The organism is Streptomyces sp. NPDC007875, assembly GCF_042868035.1.
GTDB lineage: Bacteria > Actinomycetota > Actinomycetes > Streptomycetales > Streptomycetaceae > Streptomyces > Streptomyces antimycoticus.
The window spans coordinates 1-17,032 of the sequence record NZ_JBIADZ010000055.1 but is presented as its reverse complement, the minus strand read 5'-3'; the positions used below and the strand labels follow the sequence as shown (position 1 = coordinate 17,032).

Annotated in this window: 14 protein-coding genes; 7 read left to right on the top strand and 7 right to left on the bottom strand. The window is 66.9% G+C overall.

Translation table 11 applies throughout. The annotated features are described in order from the left end of the window. Positions 1 to 656: 656 nt before the first annotated feature. Positions 657 to 1,955, top strand: coding sequence for an MFS transporter (locus ACFYOY_RS47510; RefSeq protein ID WP_351906179.1), 1,299 nt, complete (start codon positions 657 to 659; stop codon positions 1,953 to 1,955). A 93-nt stretch (positions 1,956 to 2,048) separates the two neighbouring features. Here the strand turns inward: ACFYOY_RS47510 and ACFYOY_RS47505 are convergent, their stop codons facing one another. The 4 genes from ACFYOY_RS47505 to ACFYOY_RS47490 form a co-directional block, all read right to left on the bottom strand. After that, positions 2,049 to 3,692, bottom strand: a complete 1,644-nt coding sequence (locus tag ACFYOY_RS47505) for a transporter (protein WP_388594242.1) — start codon at positions 3,690 to 3,692, stop codon at positions 2,049 to 2,051. 597 nt (positions 3,693 to 4,289) lie between these two features. Then, entirely contained in the window at positions 4,290 to 4,628 is a 339-nt protein-coding gene (locus ACFYOY_RS47500) for a VOC family protein (protein ID WP_037648814.1), read from the bottom strand. A 138-nt stretch (positions 4,629 to 4,766) separates the two neighbouring features. Then, positions 4,767 to 5,267 (bottom strand): flavin reductase family protein, encoded by a 501-nt coding sequence (locus ACFYOY_RS47495; RefSeq protein WP_351906185.1) that lies wholly within the window; start codon positions 5,265 to 5,267, stop codon positions 4,767 to 4,769. Beyond that, entirely contained in the window at positions 5,260 to 5,430 is a 171-nt protein-coding gene (locus ACFYOY_RS47490; RefSeq protein ID WP_351906188.1) for a hypothetical protein, read from the bottom strand. Before ACFYOY_RS47490 ends, ACFYOY_RS47495 begins: the two co-directional genes overlap by 8 nt. A gap of 307 nt (positions 5,431 to 5,737) precedes the next feature. Here ACFYOY_RS47490 and ACFYOY_RS47485 point away from each other — a divergent pair, with 307 nt between their 5' ends. The 5 genes from ACFYOY_RS47485 (at position 5,738) to ACFYOY_RS47465 (ending at position 13,111) form a co-directional block, all read left to right on the top strand. Beyond that, positions 5,738 to 6,919, top strand: coding sequence for an LLM class flavin-dependent oxidoreductase (locus tag ACFYOY_RS47485; RefSeq protein ID WP_388594238.1), 1,182 nt, complete (start codon positions 5,738 to 5,740; stop codon positions 6,917 to 6,919). Between the two features lie 100 nt (positions 6,920 to 7,019). Beyond that, entirely contained in the window at positions 7,020 to 8,585 is a 1,566-nt protein-coding gene (locus ACFYOY_RS47480) for an AMP-binding protein (RefSeq protein WP_351906194.1), read from the top strand. Between the two features lie 161 nt (positions 8,586 to 8,746). Continuing rightward, on the top strand, positions 8,747 to 9,307 hold the full coding sequence (locus ACFYOY_RS47475; RefSeq protein ID WP_351906197.1) for an NUDIX domain-containing protein: 561 nt from the start codon (positions 8,747 to 8,749) through the stop codon (positions 9,305 to 9,307). 171 nt (positions 9,308 to 9,478) lie between these two features. Continuing rightward, a complete protein-coding gene (locus ACFYOY_RS47470) occupies positions 9,479 to 11,821 on the top strand; it encodes a pyruvate dehydrogenase (protein WP_388594234.1) in 2,343 nt (780 codons plus the stop codon). A gap of 627 nt (positions 11,822 to 12,448) precedes the next feature. Next, entirely contained in the window at positions 12,449 to 13,111 is a 663-nt protein-coding gene (locus tag ACFYOY_RS47465; RefSeq protein WP_351906492.1) for an adenylate kinase, read from the top strand. A gap of 476 nt (positions 13,112 to 13,587) precedes the next feature. Here ACFYOY_RS47465 and ACFYOY_RS47460 read toward each other — a convergent pair whose 3' ends face one another. The 3 genes from ACFYOY_RS47460 to ACFYOY_RS47450 form a co-directional block, all read right to left on the bottom strand. Next, positions 13,588 to 14,862 carry an MFS transporter gene (locus tag ACFYOY_RS47460; RefSeq protein ID WP_388594231.1) on the bottom strand — a complete coding sequence of 425 codons (1,275 nt, stop codon included), beginning with the start codon at positions 14,860 to 14,862 and terminating at the stop codon, positions 13,588 to 13,590. Beyond that, positions 14,859 to 15,551, bottom strand: a complete 693-nt coding sequence (locus ACFYOY_RS47455) for a FadR/GntR family transcriptional regulator (protein WP_351906486.1) — start codon at positions 15,549 to 15,551, stop codon at positions 14,859 to 14,861. Before ACFYOY_RS47455 ends, ACFYOY_RS47460 begins: the two co-directional genes overlap by 4 nt. A gap of 728 nt (positions 15,552 to 16,279) precedes the next feature. Then, positions 16,280 to 16,447 carry a hypothetical protein gene (locus tag ACFYOY_RS47450; RefSeq protein ID WP_250853217.1) on the bottom strand — a complete coding sequence of 56 codons (168 nt, stop codon included), beginning with the start codon at positions 16,445 to 16,447 and terminating at the stop codon, positions 16,280 to 16,282. Between ACFYOY_RS47450 and ACFYOY_RS47445 the strand changes: the two genes are divergently transcribed. Then, the gene (locus ACFYOY_RS47445; RefSeq protein WP_388594268.1) at positions 16,379 to 16,675 is read left to right on the top strand and encodes an ATP-binding protein; all 297 of its coding nucleotides are present in this window, start codon (positions 16,379 to 16,381) and stop codon (positions 16,673 to 16,675) included. The genes ACFYOY_RS47450 and ACFYOY_RS47445 overlap by 69 nt on opposite strands. The last annotated feature ends 357 nt before the right edge of the window (positions 16,676 to 17,032 follow it).

Genomic DNA, 17,032 nt, shown 5'->3' with positions numbered 1-17,032 from the left:
GACCTGACACGGCAACAGATCCGAGCAGCGCAAGGCGGCGCCGCGACGCAGACTCGGTGAGCGCGCTACAGGCGCGACGACCACAGATCATCTCGGGCTTCCGCCCTGGGCCGATTCCCCGGACCGCCCTGCGGCTTGAGTCGTTCGGCAATGCTGACTTGATTCCATTCCTGCGCGCCACTCCCGGACCATGTCTCTTCTGCATCCATGCTTGTGGAATTTGAATTAGTCCAGTCGTATCAGTGCATTGCGCGTGTGTGTACGACGGGTCAGAGTCAGCACATGCGAAGTGCATCGAGTGTGTGCGTACGCAGTTCCTGCTGACCCACGAGGTATGGCATGCGATCGGCGGCGCTCCATCAATGCGCCCCATCATCCGATGGCCATCCCGCAGTCGTCGAATCAGCAGTCACCGACGAGGTAGACCCTGACGGCTGCGTCGCTCGAATCCAGAGAGATCGGGGCTTCAGCCCCCTGAGGCAGCACCGGGCACCCGCGACTGTCGACCTCGCCACAGCGCCTCGGAGCCCGACCCGACGGAAGGGTCCGATCAGGACCCACCCCCTGATCGCGCCGAACAACGTGACGGCGCCGACCTCGCGCGGCGAGGGCGGCCGAACGGCGCACCTCCCATCCTGGTGTGACAAGGAGAGTCAATGACGACGGCACAACACTCCGAAAAGACGATCAGCTTGAGGTCCGCCCGGCGCGCATCGCTGGCCGGCGGCGTCGGGACACTGATCGAGTACTACGACTTCAGCGTCTATGGGTTTCTGACGCTCACCATCGGACCGTTGTTCTTCCCCAGCGAGAATCCGACGGTCTCAACCCTGTCCGCGCTCGCGGTGTTCGCGTCGTCCTACCTCATCCGTCCGCTCGGTGGCTGGTTCTTCAGTCGCCTCGGCGACCGCCGCGGCCGCCGGACAGCCCTCGTCGCGACGATTGTGATGATGGGGGCGGCGTGCGGCGTGATGGGTCTGCTGCCCACCTACGGACAGATGGGAGTCGCCGCGACGATCGCTATCATCGTCGTGCGACTCGCCCAAGGGTTCGCTGCCGGTGGTGAGATCGGTGGCGCTGCCACCTACATCGCCGAGCTGGCGCCGCCCGGCAAGCGGGGTTTCTACGGATCGACGGTTTCCATGGGGTCCACTCTCGGGTTCGCCGTGGCCGCCGGCGTCGTAGGGCTGGTCCGTCTGCTGGTTCCGGCCGACCAGATGGCAACGTGGGGCTGGCGGATCCCGTTCCTCCTCTCGCTGGTCCTCACTGTGGTGTGTCTGCAGGCTCGGCTGCGGGTCGAGGAGTCGCCTCAATTCCAAGAGCTGAAGGAGAAGGCCGCGATCGTACGCAGTCCGATGCTGGCCGCTGTGCGTAGCCACCCGCTGTCGGTTGCCCGCGTGGCGGGCCTGGCTATCGCGTTCAACGGCACCGGCTACTTCGGCGTTGCCTACTTCGCCATCTTCCTGCAGGAGGAAGGATTCTCCGCCACAGGAGTCGCCTGGACCTCGGCGTTGTGCATCGCCCTGGCCACCTTCACCTATCCCTGGGCGGGCAAGTTGACGGATCGCTACGACCGCAAGCCCATCCTGCTGGCGTCCTACATCATCTTCGCCGTCATCGCTTGGCCGGTCTTCGCACTCCTCATCGCGGCAACCAACCTCTGGGCCGTCGGGGCCGTCTATCTGGTCTTCATGTTCTTCACCGGGTGGGCGCAGGTACCTACGTGGCCGTTGGCCACGGAGCTGTTTCCGGCAAGCGTGCGCTACTCAGGCATCGCGATCGGTTACAACCTGGGCGTGATCATCGGCGGCATCACCCCACTCGTCGCCGCCGCCCTCGTGGCCGGCACCGGAAGCAGAACCAGCCCCGTCTACTGGATCCTCGCCGTAGCGCTCATCGGAGTGATCACCGTCGCGCGACTGCCGAAGACCGCGTCGAAGCCGCTACCTGCCTGAGCGGACGGCCAGGTCCACGATCTCCTGCACCCGCGCGGAAGCCGCCCGGGTGCAGGAGATCGTCGAGCCTGCGGGTACCACAACCGTGGCGAATCAGCCTGCATGTCGACCGTGCGCTGTCCGCGGGCGGGCTGTGCTCCTCCGTCCGACTTCCCTTCCCGTCGTATTCACTGCACCGGTAACCGGTTGAGAACTCTTTGGTGAGGTGAGGCTGCCGATCCACCCGAGGAAGAGTGCCGCTGGCACGGACACCATGCCCGCGTTGTAGTACGGATACCAGTTGAAACTCAATTCCGGCCATAGTGAGTTCTTGGTACCGGTGACGACCGGTGAGGAGACCGTGAGCACGAGGGACAGCAGCAGTCCCCCATAGACGGACCAGAGAAGCCCCCGGCGATTGAACTTGGGCCAGAAGAAAGTGTAGATCAGCGCCGGGAATATACTCGACGCCGCAACGCAGAGAGCGAAGATGACCAGGGACTCGACCGGATACCGGCTGATGGCTGCGGACAGCGACAGGCTCACGGCGACCAGGACGACGAGGGCCAGACGCAGTACTCGCGCTTCTCCGGTTCGGGTGCGCGGGCCCTTGCCCTGAGCGAACACATCACGCGCGAAGGTGACAGCGGCAGCGAAGGCCACACTTGACACGGTTGTGAGTGCGGCGAGGAAGGCCGCGGACGCCATGGCCGTGATGAGCGCGACGCGCGCCACCGAGCCGTGCGGGAGTACTTCCGAAGCCAGCAGAATCGGGGACCCCTGCCCAACGTCGTCAACCGCTCGAATGACGTCGCCTCCCACCACGGCCGCGGCCGCGAAGCCCGCCGCGCTCAGGAGGACGACAAAGGCAGCGCCCAGTCCCGAGGCAATGCTCATGGATCGTCGTGCCGAGCGCCCGGTGCGGGAGGCACTGACACGCAGGATCAGGTTCGGCAGCACGGCCGTACCGAGGATGACGACGATGTGTTCGCCGATCACGTTGAGCGATCCGAGGTTCGCGGTGCGCGGCCAGAGCCCGGGGCGCAGATATCCGTTCGGCGACGTACTCTTCTCCGCCGCCGCGGAGAGCAGATATCCGGGGTTCCACTCGAATCTGCTGAGGGCCAGCAGCGTGATCAGCGTAAGCGTGATCAGGGTGACGACCACCTTGACGACCTGCATGAAGCTGGTGCCCCGCAGATCTGCCACGACGGCGAAAAAGCCGACGAGAAGCCCCATCAGCACCGTGCAGACCACTTGGGTTCCATGGGTCGACCGTCCGATCAGGAGGGCCACGCTGATGCCGGTGGCCCGCAGTTGGACCATGAGAAGGGGAATGGTGATCGCAAGTGTCACCAGGGCCGCGGCAGTCCGCGACGTGCGCCCCGCGGCACGCAGGGAGAAGAGGTCACCGAGAGTGTAAAGTCCGCTGTCGCGTATTTTTTGAGCAAGGAGCAGCAGTACGCCGAGGGCGAGCATGAGGTCGATGGCGATGCTGAACCCGTCGTAGCCGTACAGAGCGATAAACCCGGTCGTCACCAACAGGGTGACGACCGTGATCTGCTCGCCCGCCATGGCGAACCCGTTGAAGACCGGAGAGAGTGACCGGTCCGCGATGTAGAGCCTTTCCGGCTCGTGTTCCTGACCCGAGGCAAGCGTGAAAAGCCACAGGAGAGACAGCCCGATGAACACCAGGAAGGCGACGATCACGGGGTTTCTGGCGTCTGAACCGATCGGGTCGAGTACAGCTGCGCTCACGATGGGCACGGTCACCGCTTCCGCCAGGAATCATCGACGGTGGACGCACCCGACGTCTCGGCCTGGGGCATGCCGGAGGTCCGGGCCCGCTCGACGGGATCGCAGGCTGTGCATCGCGCCTCGTACATCCACACGGTGGCGACGAAGAGGCCGCATTGAAGGATGCCCCAGACAAGGCCGAAGGTGATGTGCCCGTACACATGGACTGCGGGAACGGCGGTCAGCAAGGACAGCGCGATGCCGACGGCAAGAGGGACGGTGTTGGCGGCAACGAATGCACGCCGGGCACGGCGCGTGGTTTCGCGGAGACTTTCACCGTGTCGCGGTCGGAGGGCATCGAGCGATGGGTCCGGTGCCGGCGGGCGATCGGATGAGAGTGAGGGTGAGGGGAAGACGGGGTGCACGGAAACCTTCCGGGCTTGGAGGGCGGGTGACGCGGTCGGCGAGCGTTGGTGCCTCGGACGCGCAGGTCGTTCCGGCGCGCGAAAGATCTGGGATCTGGCCGACGGCCGGGGAGGGACACGAACAGGAATGTCCATGGCATCCGACGTCTCGGTCCGGGGCACGGCGGAGGCCGATCCGCTACCGGACTGACCGCTACCGCGGCCCGTAGATCACTACGGTGTTGCCCCATGGGTCCCGGGCCACGGCTCGGACCTCGTGCGGGCCCTGCTCGGGCTCCCGGACTACGGATCCGCCGCCTTGTACGAGGGCGGTGAGCGCCGAGGTCACGTCGGGGACCTTGAACGACGCCGCGGGCACCCCACCGGTGACGTCCTCGGCCGGGCCGGTCAGGGCCAACGTGGTGCTGCCGGCGTCGAGGGCGGCGTAGCGGTCGCCGTCGACGAACTTCGTGGCCAGGCCGAAGGTGTCGGTGTAGAAGCGCACGGCGGCGTCGATGTCGGCCACCGGGTGCAGCACGTTCCCGATCTTCACGCGGTCGAACTCCACGGAATCACCCACCGGACGGCCCCGCGGCACGGCCCGAGCGGAGGGTTCCACCACACCGCGCGCCGCGCGTGGATGAACCACTCGTGCGATCCACCGGAGCTGACGAGCCGGGCCCGATGTCATTCATGTGACGCTCTGCCCGAGGTGGAGGAAATCACCGCGGTACCACATCACCGGCTTGCCGCTACCTATGCGTGCGTCGTGCACACGACCGATGAGAATGACGTGATCTCCGCCGGGTACGGCTTGCTCCAGCTCGCAGCGGATGACCGCTGCGGCGTCGGGCAGTATCGGGTGTCCGCCCTCGTCGGACTCGAAGCTCCCGTCTGCGAACTTGTCCTCGCCCTTGGTGGCGAACCTCATGGCCAACTTCGCATGCGCGGGCGTCACGATGTTCACGACGAACTGCTCAGCGGCTATGAAAGCTGAGAAGCAGTCCGCTCCTTGGTCCAGACAAACCAGAACAAGTGGTGGATCAAGCGACAGCGCCGCGAAGGAACTCGCGGTGAACCCATGCGACGTGCCCCCGGCGCTTCGGGTCGTCACGATCGTCACGCCGGAAGGGAAGCGGGCCAACGCCGAACGGAAGGCAGCCGCGTCCAGCCCTTGGACTTGGTCAGCCATTCCACACCTCGCGGGCAGCTCGGGCGGCAAGGTCGTGGCAGCTACCGAAGGCATCAACGTCGACATGCTCTGCGGGTAGCGCCTCCTCGACCGGCTCTCGGTAGCGGTGCTCACGTGCGAGCCCCGTCGGGATGTCCCCCTCAGCCATGACGATGACGTTCATACCGATCCTCCCTCGAATGTTATTGGCGAATAACGTAAGGCTTGGCTTAGGTGCGGTCAAGTCCCCGAATGGAGAGGCAGCTCCGTTAGTGCACAGTAACGAAGTGGGTGCCGTGTCGGTCCGCCGCCGCCTGTGTGGCCGTCGGTCGCGGTGCGAACGGGGTCGCCCTGGCCGTGCCCCTCCCGGGCGCGCCTGGGCGACCTTCGTTGTTATCACAAGGTAACGCCTGTCGCTCTTTCTGGGGCCTTGACCTGGGCTGAGCTACGTCCTACGTTATCGACGAATAACATTCGACGGAAGGGTCGGTATGGACTTCATCCTCATGACCGAGGGGGACACCCCGGTCGGGCTCACACATGAGCACCGCTACCGGGAACTGGTCGAGGAGGTACTGCTCGCCGAGCGCGTCGGCTTCGATGCCTTCGGCAGTTCCGAGCAGCACGTCGCCCTCGGGACGGCCTCGGTCTCCGCTCCGGAGGTGCTCTACCCGTACCTGATGGCTCTCACCAGCCGGATCCGCTTCATCCACCTTGTGACACTGCTGCCGACACGGATGAACCACGCACTGCGCGTGGCCGAGCGCGTCGCGACCGAGGACATCCTCTCCAACGGCCGCGTCGAACTCGGCACCGGACGCGGCAACACCACCCTCGCCCTGCGCGCCTTCGAAGTCGACCCGTCCGAGAACAAGTCCCAGTGGCGAGAAGGCGTCGAACTCATCCGCCGCGCCTTCCTCGACGACCCGTTCTCCTACGTGGGCGAGCACTACAAAATCCCGCCCCGCAGCCTGGTCCCCAAGCCCCTCCAAACGCCCTACCCGCCCATCTCAGCCGCCGCCGGCAGCCCCAGCTCCGTCGAAACCGCGGCCACCATGGGCATCGGCGCCATCATGGGCGGCCTCTACCTCGGATACGACCTCGTCGAAAACATGGTGAAGCTCTACGACAAGACACTCGCCGCCACCGACCACCCCCACCCGATCACACCACGCAAAATGGTCGCGATCTCAGGCGGCATGCACTGCGCCGAGACAACAGCACAGGCCCGCACCGAAGCCAAACCCCTCTTCGACATGGCCAAACTCTCCACCGACGCCTACGAACGACTCTCCAAGCTCTCACAGGACTACGCCTACATGGGAGCCGTCAAAGACATCGACTTCGACGACGAGGAGTACATGTTCGAACGCTCCCAGGGCTTCCTGGTCGGCGACCCCGACCACTGCATCGAACACGTACAGCGATACGCCGACATGGGCGTCGACGCACTCGTCCTACGCGTCGACAGCCTGCCCCACGACCAGCTGATGCGCTCGATCGAACTCTTCGGCAAATACGTCATCCCCCACTTCAAAAACCCCCGCAACGTCGTCCGCCCCGCCGACGACGTACTCGCCGACATCCGAGCCGCACGCCCCGCCCACCAAGAAGCACTCCGCCAGTTCCACTCCCAGCACAACCCCACACACCACAAGGAGACCAGCCGATGACCGACCTCTACAACCACGGCACCGGCGACATCCTCACCGAACGCCACGACAACGGCACCCTCCTGATCACGACCGGCGTCCCGGCGCCCGGAGCGGTGCGATGACCCGCGACCCGGGCTCCCTGTCCTTCGAGCCGTTGACCCCGACGTCGTATCTGGATCGTGCCGCGGCGGCGCACGGGGATCGGGTCGCGGTGGTGGATGGACGGTCCCGGTGGACCTATGCGGAGCTGCGTGATCGGTGTCAGCGGTTGGCGGGCGGGCTGGCCTCCTTGGCCGGGGGGCGTCCGGTGGCGGTGCTGGCGCCGAACACGCATGTGTCGCTGGAGGCGCACTACGGGGTGCCGTGGGCGGGGGTGCCGCTGGTCGCGGTGAACACCCGGCTGTCGGTGGGCGAGGTCGCCTACATCCTGGAGCACTCCAAGGCGTCCGTGCTGGTCCACGACCCGTCGTTCGACGCGTTGGTGGACGAGGCCCTCGCCCGGCTGGCCGCCCCACCGCACCGGATCAGGGCGGGGCGGGAATACGAGGATCTGCTGGCCGCGGCGGAGCCGCTGCACCTGACCCCGACCGACGAACGGGCGCTGCTGTCGATCAACTACACCTCGGGGACCACGGGCCGCCCCAAGGGCGTGATGTACCACCACCGGGGCGCGTTCCTCCAGGCCGTGGCGATGGTGGGGCACACCGGACTGACGCCGTCGAGCGTGCACCTGTGGACGCTGCCGATGTTCCACTGCAACGGATGGACGTTCCCATGGGCGGTGACCGCGGCGGCTGGGACGCACGTCTGCCTGCCGAAGGTGAATCCGGCGGAGATCTGGCGACTGCTCCGGGAGGAGGGCGTCACGCACCTCAACGGGGCGCCGACGGTGCTGTCGATGATCGCCTACGCCCAGGAAGCCGCACCACTGGACCGCACGGTGCGGATCGCCACCGGTGGGGCGCCGCCGTCACCGGCGATCCTGCGGCGGACGGCGGAGCTGGGGTTCGAGGTCACGCACCTGTACGGACTGACCGAGACTTACGGCCCAGCGATGCTGTGCGACTGGCGCCCGGAGTGGAACGACCGCGACGCCGCGGCACAAGCGCGGCTCAAGGCGCGCCAGGGCGTCGGGAACATGATCTCGTGCGTGCCGCGGGTGATCGCGGACGACGGCACGGACGTCCCCGCGGACGGTGTCACCACGGGGCAGATCGCGTTGCGCGGCAACAACCTCATGCTCGGCTACCTCGACGACCCGGAGGCCACCTTGGCAGCGGTGCCGGACGGATGGTTCCGGACCGGGGACATCGGCATCCTGCACCCCGACGGGTACGTGGAGCTGCGTGACCGCTCGAAGGACGTGATCATCTCGGGTGGGGAGAACATCGCGTCGGTCGAGGTGGAGCAGGCGATCATGGATCATCCGGCGGTACTGGAGGTGGCGGTGATCGCGGTGCCGGACGAGGGCTGGGGTGAGGTCCCTGCCGCCTATGTGAGCCTGCGGGAAGGCGCTACAGCCACCGAGGCGGAGATCATCGAGCATGTGCGGGGCAGGCTGGCCCGGTTCAAAGCGCCGAAGACGGTCACGTTCACCGAGTTGCCGAAGACCTCCACCGGAAAGATCCAGAAGTTTGTGTTGCGGGACAAGGCATGGGCCGGGAGCGAGAGCCGCATCCGGTGAACGACGTGAACGCACCGGTGGCACGCGAGGTCGTCGTCAGGGAGTGTCACACCTCGTGCTTCCACGCGGCAGGGCGTCCGGCGGGTGTTCGGGAACACGAAGAGCTCCTGCTCGCAAGGGGACTTCTCCTTGGCCAGGCCCTCACATGAAGGAGGCACCAGATGAACAAGCGCGTCGGGTCCTCCCCGGGTGTCCGTACCGAAGGCGGTGGTCGCGGGGTGGTCTCCCGGGCTTCACCAGGGGCCCAGTCCCTGAACGAGTCCGGTCGCCCCAGGTCTCAGGGCCCGCGGCAGGTAGTCGCTGTCATCCTCATGTGGCGGGGCCGCATCGGGTTGTTCAAGCGCAGTGGATCTGTCCAGCATGATTCGGGCTTGTGGCACTGCATCACCGGATACCTGGACGCTGACAGCGACCCGGTACGGCAAGCCATCCAGGAGATCTGGGAGGAGACTCTGCTCCCCGCTCGCGCTCTGGAGCAGCTGACTGCGGGCCCCACGCTGAGTCTGGCCGACCCTCGTGGCGGGCCGGACTGGACCGTGCACACTTTTTTGGCCTGCACCAGTCAACGCCGGCTCACTCTCAACTGGGAGCACAAGGCATACCGGTGGGTACGGCCTGGGAAGCTGTCACAGTTCGACGGGCAGGTCGCATGGCTGACAGATGTCCTGCGCGCAGTCGACTCTCTGCCGTCAGCCAAGGCGCGTGATGGGGCCGCGTCTTAAGGCCGGTGCGAACCGGTCCAGCGCCCCGGGCCAGCCGATCAGGCGGCCCGAATCCGAGCAGAATGCTCGATCTATAAGAGACATTTTGTGCAGTCGCAGAGTTACCCGTCTTCTGGCGGAGCATAACGCGAAATTCCTAAGGCATGGTGCCGAATGCGGAGGTGGTCTGTGATGGTTGCGGAACTGAGGTCGGCCGGCGGCGACGGCGGTCCTGCCCGGGCGGAGGAGCTTGCCGCGCTGGAGTCGGTCGAACAGCGGGTGCTGTGGCTGTCCACCGCGATCATCGACCACGCCAATCGGGTGCGGCCGAACCCTTCGGGGCTGAAGGTGGGCGGTCACCAGGCGTCCAGTGCCTCGATGACCTCGATCATGACGGCGCTGTGGTTTCATGCGCTGACTGCCGAGGACCGGGTGTCGGTCAAGCCTCACGCCTCACCGGTGTTGCATGCGATCAACTACTTGCTGGGCGAGCTGGACGAGTCCTATCTGACCACGCTGCGTGCCTTCGGCGGTCTGCAGAGCTACCCCAGTCGTTCCAAGGACCCCGACCCGGTCGACTACTCCACCGGTTCGGTCGGTATCGGCGCCACCGCTCCCCTGTGGGGCGCTCTCGCCCGGCGCTACGTGGAGGGGCGCTTCGGCGGTGCCGGGAGGGGGCGCCAGTACTCCCTGCTCGGCGACGCCGAGCTGGACGAAGGCGCGATCTGGGAAGCCATCCAGGATCCGATGGTGCCGGGTCTGGGCGAAGTGGTGTGGGTCGTCGACCTGAACCGGCAGTCTCTCGACCGAGTCATCCCCGGCATCGCCGCGGACAAGCTGCAGGGCATGTTCGCCGCGGCCGGCTGGCAGGTGATCTCCCTCAAGTACGGGCGTCTCCTGCAGGAGTTGTTCACCCGGCCCGGTGGCGAGGCCCTGCGCGCTCGTATCGATGCCATGGGCAACCCCGAATACCAGCGCCTGCTGCGCTGCTCCGCCGACGAGCTGCGCGAGCGTTTGCCCGGCACCGGCTCGACCGCCGGGCCGATCGCCGACCTCATCGCCCCCCTGGACGACGCCTCGCTCCTGGCGGCGCTGCGCAACCTGGGTGGCCACGACATCGGCGCGCTGTCGGATGCGTTCGCCGGTGTCGACGACACCCGCCCGACCGTCATCTTCGCCTACACGGTCAAGGGCTACGGGCTCCCCACCGAGGGCCACCCGCAGAACCACTCCTCGCTCCTGACGGCCGAGCAGATGAGTGCACTGGCCGACCGCCTGGGAACCGATCTCGACCACCCGTGGACGCGTTTCGGCGAAGGTTCGGCGGAAGCGGCCCTGTGCGCGGCGGCCGCCCAGCGGCTGCGCCGCCCCGAACAGGCGCCCCCCAAGCCCCCCGCGGTCCCCGCCGACCTGGTGCGCCCGGCCCCCACCGGCATCGGGAACACTCAGCAGGCTCTCGGCCGCGTCCTGCTGGATCTCACCCGGCGGGCGCCGGAGGCGGCCGCCCGGATCGTCACCGTCAGCCCGGACGTCAGCTCCACCACCAACCTCGGCGGCTGGCTCAACAAGGTCGGTGTGTGGTCGCCGACCGAGCGCCCCAACTGGTTCGCCGATGACGCCGAGACCATCCTGCACTGGCGCGAGCAGCCAGCCGGTCAGCATGTGGAGCTGGGCATAGCGGAGACCAACCTGGTCGGTCTCCTCGGCGAGCTGGGCGCCACCTGGAGCCGGTGGGGCCAGCCGCTGCTGCCGATCGGTGTGGTCTACGACCCCTTCGTCAACCGGGCGCTGGAGCCGTGGTCCTTCGGTATCTACGCCGGTGGCCAGTCGATCCTGGTCGGCACGCCGTCCGGCGTCACGCTCGCCCCCGAGGGCGGTGCCCACCAGTCGATCACCACTCCGTCGCTGGGTATCGAGCAGCCCGGCTGTGTCACCTACGAACCCGCGTTCGCGATCGACACCGAATGGTGTTTGCTGGCCGCGCTCGGCAACCTCGGCCGTCCCGAAGGCAGTTCGGCCTACCTGCGGCTGTCCACCCGGCCCGTCGACCAGTCCGCGGCCGCGGTGCCGACCGACCCGGCCGCTCGCGAACGCCGTCGCCGACATGTGACCGCCGGGGCCTACCGGCTGAGGCAGCACGAGAACCCGGTGGTGACCCTCGCCGCGATGGGCGCACTGGTCCCGGAGGCCCTGGCCGCCGCCGACCGGCTCGCCGCCCTCGGGCATGGCGCCGATGTCGTGTGCGTGACCAGCCCGGACCTGCTCTTCCGCGCGCTACAGGCCCGCCGCGGCCTGTCGGACGACCCGGCCTGGATCCTCGACCAGGTCTTCCCCCTCGACCGGGCCACCCCGCTGGTCACCGTCCTGGATGGGCATCCCCACACCTTGGCTTTCCTGAGCACGATCCAGAACGTTCCCGTCAGCACCCTCGGCGTGACCCGGTTCGGCCAGTCCGGGGCGATCGAGGACGTCTACCGCTACCACCGCATCGACACGGACAGCATCGTCACCACCGCCCTCGACCTCATCGACTGAGGAAGAACCCGGCAGCCTCCCTGCGCAGGGGCCGGTACAAAAGAGCAAACCGCACTCACCGTCCGCGACGGCCGCGTCCCACACCATCGACGTCGCCCCTCGACAACACCGTGCTGGGTCGCACCAGGAGTTGACCGCGGCAGCCACCATGCACAAACCGGTCCGCCGCACCGTCCCCTCGCCGGGGATTCGCCTCTCATACCCCGTCCGGCGGTACGCCCCTGTCCTGCCGAAAAGACGTACCGCCGGACGGTCCCGGCGCAGCCGACCCCGTACCACCACGCCATGGGGCAACAGCTCCCCACCCACTCCGTCCGGCGGCACGGCGCGGCCCGCCCTGACGAGCCGCGCCGTGCCGCTGGACGGTCGCAACCAACCTGTCCGCCCTTCCCACGGCGAGCCGAGCAGACGCACCACCCAGACGATTGGACATGTGATGAAGGCTCTGAGCGGAATCGAACGAAAGTGGTCCGGGGCTCCGGCCGTTCCCCGACCAGCCGCACCGTCAGTCAGTCGTTCGTATCTGGCCGTGGGTGGCAGGATCGGCGAGGTCGTCTCCAAGCCGTCGGCAAGCGCCTCCGCCGCCGAAGAGCTCCAGCAGCGCGAGGCCGAAGGGTTCCTCCGCTGATGCGCATCGTCCTCGTCGGGCCGCCGGGTGCTGGAAAGGGCACTCAGGCCACACGCCTGGCCGGGAAGCTGTCGATCCCGCACATCTCTACGGGCGATCTGTTCCGGACCAACATCAGCCGGCAGACCGAGCTGGGGAAACTCGCGAAGGTCGCCATGGACGCCGGCAACCTCGTCTCCGACGAGCTCACCATCGCGATGGCGAAGGACCGCATGCGACAGCCGGATGCCGAGAACGGCTTCCTGCTCGACGGTTTCCCGCGCAACGTCTCGCAGGCCGAGGCGCTCGACGAGCTGCTCAAGACCGAGGCCATCACGCTGGACGCGGTTCTTGACCTCGAAGTCCCCGAGGGAGAGGTGGTCAAGCGCATCGGCGGCCGGCGTATCTGCCGCAGCCGGCCGGCACACGTGTTCCACGTCTCGTACAGCCCGCCGAAGCAGCAGGGCGTGTGCGACGTCTGCGGCGGTGAGCTCTACCAGCGCGATGACGACTCCGAGGAGACCGTCCGCAAGCGGCTCGAGGTCTACCATACGCAGACCGAGCCGATCATCGAGTACTACAAGACGCAGGGCCTGGCGGTCACGATCTCCTCCCTGGGCCCGGTGGACGAGGTCACGCGGCGGGCGCTGGAAGCCCTCGAGCGCGAGGACGACGGCAAGTAGCCGCCAGTACGTCTTCCACCACCACAAATGGCGGCGGCGGGCGTATGCCCAGAGCGGAGTGCCCTTTGACGTCCGAGCCCTTGATGCCGAGCTTCTTCTCCGGACGGCGGCGGCGTCTGAGACCCGTCCACCGCACCTGGGGTGATACGGGGGAATCGCTCATCCTGGTCGGCAGAAGCAGCACGCCGATGTGGCAGATCGTCCAACGCATCGAAGATGCCTGGGTGGAAGCGCCTACCGATGGTCTCTAGGAGAGAACTGAGTTCCCTGGTATCTGATAATCAGTACCCTCCCAGGACGTGCTTCCTTCGAGTGCCTCGCCATCACGGACTGTCCGCACGGGTGATGATGGCTCGCTAGTCGCATCGATCGCTGACGGGGGAGGAGGGTGCCTGCTGAGCTGTAGTTTTCCCGCAGCGGCTCAGGGAGGCTGACTCCGCGTTCTCTGCATCCGGTCCGATGCGTTCTGGAGGGCGTTAGTCTGTTTCGCGGTCAGGCCGGGTGCGAACGTGGCGGTCGCGTCCAGCGCCATAACCGGCAGCGGCCATGACCAGGCTCAATGCGGTGAGGAGAAGGAGAGCACCAGTCCAGCTGCCGGTGGTGTCGTGGAGGACGCCCAGAAGAAGGGGTCCGGCCGCGGCGACGAGATAGCCGATGGACTGAGCCATCCCGGCCAGGGCTGTGGTCTCGCTGGGACCAGTGGCACGTTGGCTTTGGAAGCTCAGGGCGAGCACGAGACAGACACCGGCGCCCAACCCGAGAAGAGTGCACGCCGCGAGTGCGAGCGCTGGAAAGAGGAGCAGAAGCGCGAAGCCTGCGGCGACGATCGCTGAGCCCGCGGCCGCAGCGAAGCGCTGGTCGTGGCGGCCTCGAGTGATCAAAGGCAGCAACATGCTCGTGACCAGTGCGACGAGCTGGTAGTAGAACAGCATCCAGCCGGCAGCTGTGGTGCTCATGCCCTGCTGACCGAGGATGCTGGGCAGCCAAGCGACGGCGGTGTAGAAGGCAAGGGATTGCAGGCCCATGAAGAAGGACACCTGCCACGCCAGCCAGGATCGCCATGGGGTTCGAGCGTGTGTCCCATGAGACCGCACGCCGCCGTCAGGCCGGGACCCGCGTAGCCGAGGCAGCCACACGGCGAGAGCGGCGACGGCGACGACTACTCCCCAGGCCAGGGCGGAATGCCAGGTTCCGGGTAGGGTCTCGGCAAGCGGGACGGAGATGCCTGACGACAGAGCAGCGACCACTCCCATAGCGGTGACGTAGAGAGCGCTGACGGTATGAACCCGCGAGCCGGGCACGTGGGTACGAATCACCGTAGGCAGCAGGACGTTGCCAACGGCGATCGCCATCGAGAGGATCACGGTTCCGACGAACAAACAGGCAAGCGAAGGCAAGGACCGGATCACGGTGCCCGCTGCCAGCACTGCGAGGGCGGCCACGAGGAGGCGGGTGGTGCCGACCCGGTGCGAGGTGCGCCCGACAAAGGGCGAAGTCACAGCAAACACAAACAGCGGCAGGGTGCTCAGTACGCCACCCTCTGACGCAGTCAACCCAGTGTCGTGCTCGATGGCCGGCAGCAGTGTGCCCACACCCGTCAAGGTCACGCGTAGGTTGGCCGCCACCAAAAGGATCGCGATCAAGAGGCCCGCCGAAAGGGCGGGCGTAGTAACCGGCGTCTTCGGGGTTGCGATCCGGCCGGCCTTCGTAGCCGTGGTGAGGCCGGCGTGGGAGTTCCTCGAGGTGGTCACTTCTGTCGTTCCGTTCCGGTCTCGGTGAGCTTCACGATCTCGGTGGCGCAGTAGCGTGCACCGACCTCGTCCTGGGCGGCGATCGCCTCAACGAGACGCCTGTGCAGAAGGCTGTGCTCCGCGGCCGTCGCGCTGGGCCAGAGTGTGCCGCCGATCTGTTCGGTGACCGCGGTGCTGAGGACGTCGTACACCTCGGTAAGAAGGGTGTTCCCGCTGGCACTCACCACAGCCTGGTGGAAGCGGGTATCGATCTCCGCGACGGCGGTCATCTCCGGTGAATCCGCTGTCGCCGCGGCCTCGTCGAGGAGGTGCCGCAGGCGATTCAGGTCGTCTTCGGTACGCCGCAACGCGGCCAAGCCCGAGGCGTACTCTTCCAGCACTGCGCGCAGTTCCAGCACGTCGCTCCACCTCGAGGTGTTGGCACGTCTCATCAGTACCGAGTGCATTTCGCTCGATGTCCGGACGTACGTCCCGTCACCCCTCCGAGCCTCCAGCAGGCCCAGATGCACCAGCGCGCCGAGCGCCTCGCGCACCGTCGTACGCCCGACACCGAGTTGCTCGACCAGATCATGTTCGGGCGGAATCCGCATCCCTACAGGCCATGCGCCGGATGTGATCTGCTCACGAAGGGTGTCCACCAGTTGCGCCGACAAGCTCGCGACGCGGCGCGGCGTACGAAGATCTTTCATAAGGCGACCCTAACACCGAATGTCTGACATCTGTACGTGATGTAGGTCGCCACCCGCCTTGGCCCTCTCGTCGTGCATGGGCCCTGGACGCAGCGAATGCGTTGATCGCGGTGGCGCTGATGGGCGTCTTGACGACTCGGCCTAGGTGAGCAGCCGATAACACGCCGTTGCGTGTTGCGCGAGTAGGACGGCTGCGGCGTTCGGACGGGCGAAGCCCAGCTCAGACGACATGCCAGGTGGGTCGCCGAGCACTCCACGCGAGGCGACTGCCTTGACGCCGTCAGTGAATGCGCGGGCCAGTGGTTCGTCGTCCATGGGCGTGGTCGCATCCTCCCCGGCGCTTGATCAGCCGGTACGCCCTCCCTGGTTGTGCCGCTGGCTGGCAGCCGCGCGCAGAGGTGGCAGACCGAAGCCTGACACCATGGCCACATTACTGCGCATTAACCTGTTTCCCTTTCGCTCATGTCTTGACGCCGCCGATATCAGGACATACGTTGAATGTGAATCACCCATAACGTTATCCGTCAATAACGACAGAAGAGTCGGTACGGACGTCATCCTCATGGCTGAGGGGCCATCCCCGCCGGATCCCCGGTGGCCTGGCGCCGCCACACCCGCCCGAGACGTTTCTCTCCGGCCTCGTCGTCCCCCGCCCCACCGGGACCCCCCAGGACACCACCATGAATCACAACCTGCCCGTGAGGCTCAGCAACAGCCTTGAGACAGTCTCATCCGCTCGGACAGATGTGGTCTTCCCTCTGCCTCACATTCCAGAAGGTCTTGCCGCCGTCCGCCGACGCGCCGCCCGCGCTATGCAACAGTGGCGCATCCCCTCGGACCTTGCGGACGATGCGCTTCTGGTCGTCTCCGAACTGATCACCAATGCGGTCGTTCACGCCCTTCCCCCTGCGTCGCTGTGCTTGTCCCGGCAGGGTGGCCGGGCTGCGTGCGCTGTCCGCATCGAGGTCAGTGACGCGGGCCCGGCGCTGCTGTGCCGCCACGGCGGCAGCCCTCGGCAGCCCGAGGAGAGCGGCCGCGGGAGCGCCATCGTCGCCGCACTGTCCGCCCGCTCCGGAACCACGACTTACCAAGGCGGGACTACTCGATGGGCGGAAATCCAATAGCCCGCGCCCTGACCAGGCCCCCGGCGTCCACCCCGCACGGCAGCGTGCGGTCGCGCGGCAGACGTGTCACCTGCGGCTGGTGGAGGCGGTCAGGGGGAGCTCGCGAGCTCTGGCGGCACGTACTCGGAAGTCACAGATGCCTGACCGGCGACGCGTTGTGGCCCGCCGGGAGGTCGACGAATCCTGCCGAGGACGGCGGAAGCGCCAGTCAATCCTGGGGCATACCTCCGAGCGGAGCCACAGGGATCATTACAGTCACCCTTTGATCTCGCAGATGACCGCGCCCGAGGTGATGGACGCGCCGACCTCGGCGGCCAGGCCCTTGACGGTGCCCGCGCGGTGGGCGTTGAGGGGCTG

Excerpts from the sequence above, each read along its gene's own strand:
- ACFYOY_RS47485 (WP_388594238.1), top strand. The coding sequence starts at position 5,738 with ATGGACTTCATCCTCATGACCGAGGGGGACACCCCGGTCGGGCTCACA.
- ACFYOY_RS47455 (WP_351906486.1), bottom strand. The coding sequence starts at position 15,551 with ATGAAAGATCTTCGTACGCCGCGCCGCGTCGCGAGCTTGTCGGCGCAA.
- ACFYOY_RS47475 (WP_351906197.1), top strand. The coding sequence starts at position 8,747 with ATGAACAAGCGCGTCGGGTCCTCCCCGGGTGTCCGTACCGAAGGCGGT.
- ACFYOY_RS47495 (WP_351906185.1), bottom strand. The coding sequence starts at position 5,267 with ATGGCTGACCAAGTCCAAGGGCTGGACGCGGCTGCCTTCCGTTCGGCG.
- ACFYOY_RS47490 (WP_351906188.1), bottom strand. The coding sequence starts at position 5,430 with ATGAACGTCATCGTCATGGCTGAGGGGGACATCCCGACGGGGCTCGCA.
- ACFYOY_RS47465 (WP_351906492.1), top strand. The coding sequence starts at position 12,449 with ATGCGCATCGTCCTCGTCGGGCCGCCGGGTGCTGGAAAGGGCACTCAG.
- ACFYOY_RS47480 (WP_351906194.1), top strand. The coding sequence starts at position 7,020 with ATGACCCGCGACCCGGGCTCCCTGTCCTTCGAGCCGTTGACCCCGACG.
- ACFYOY_RS47510 (WP_351906179.1), top strand. The coding sequence starts at position 657 with ATGACGACGGCACAACACTCCGAAAAGACGATCAGCTTGAGGTCCGCC.
- ACFYOY_RS47470 (WP_388594234.1), top strand. The coding sequence starts at position 9,479 with ATGGTTGCGGAACTGAGGTCGGCCGGCGGCGACGGCGGTCCTGCCCGG.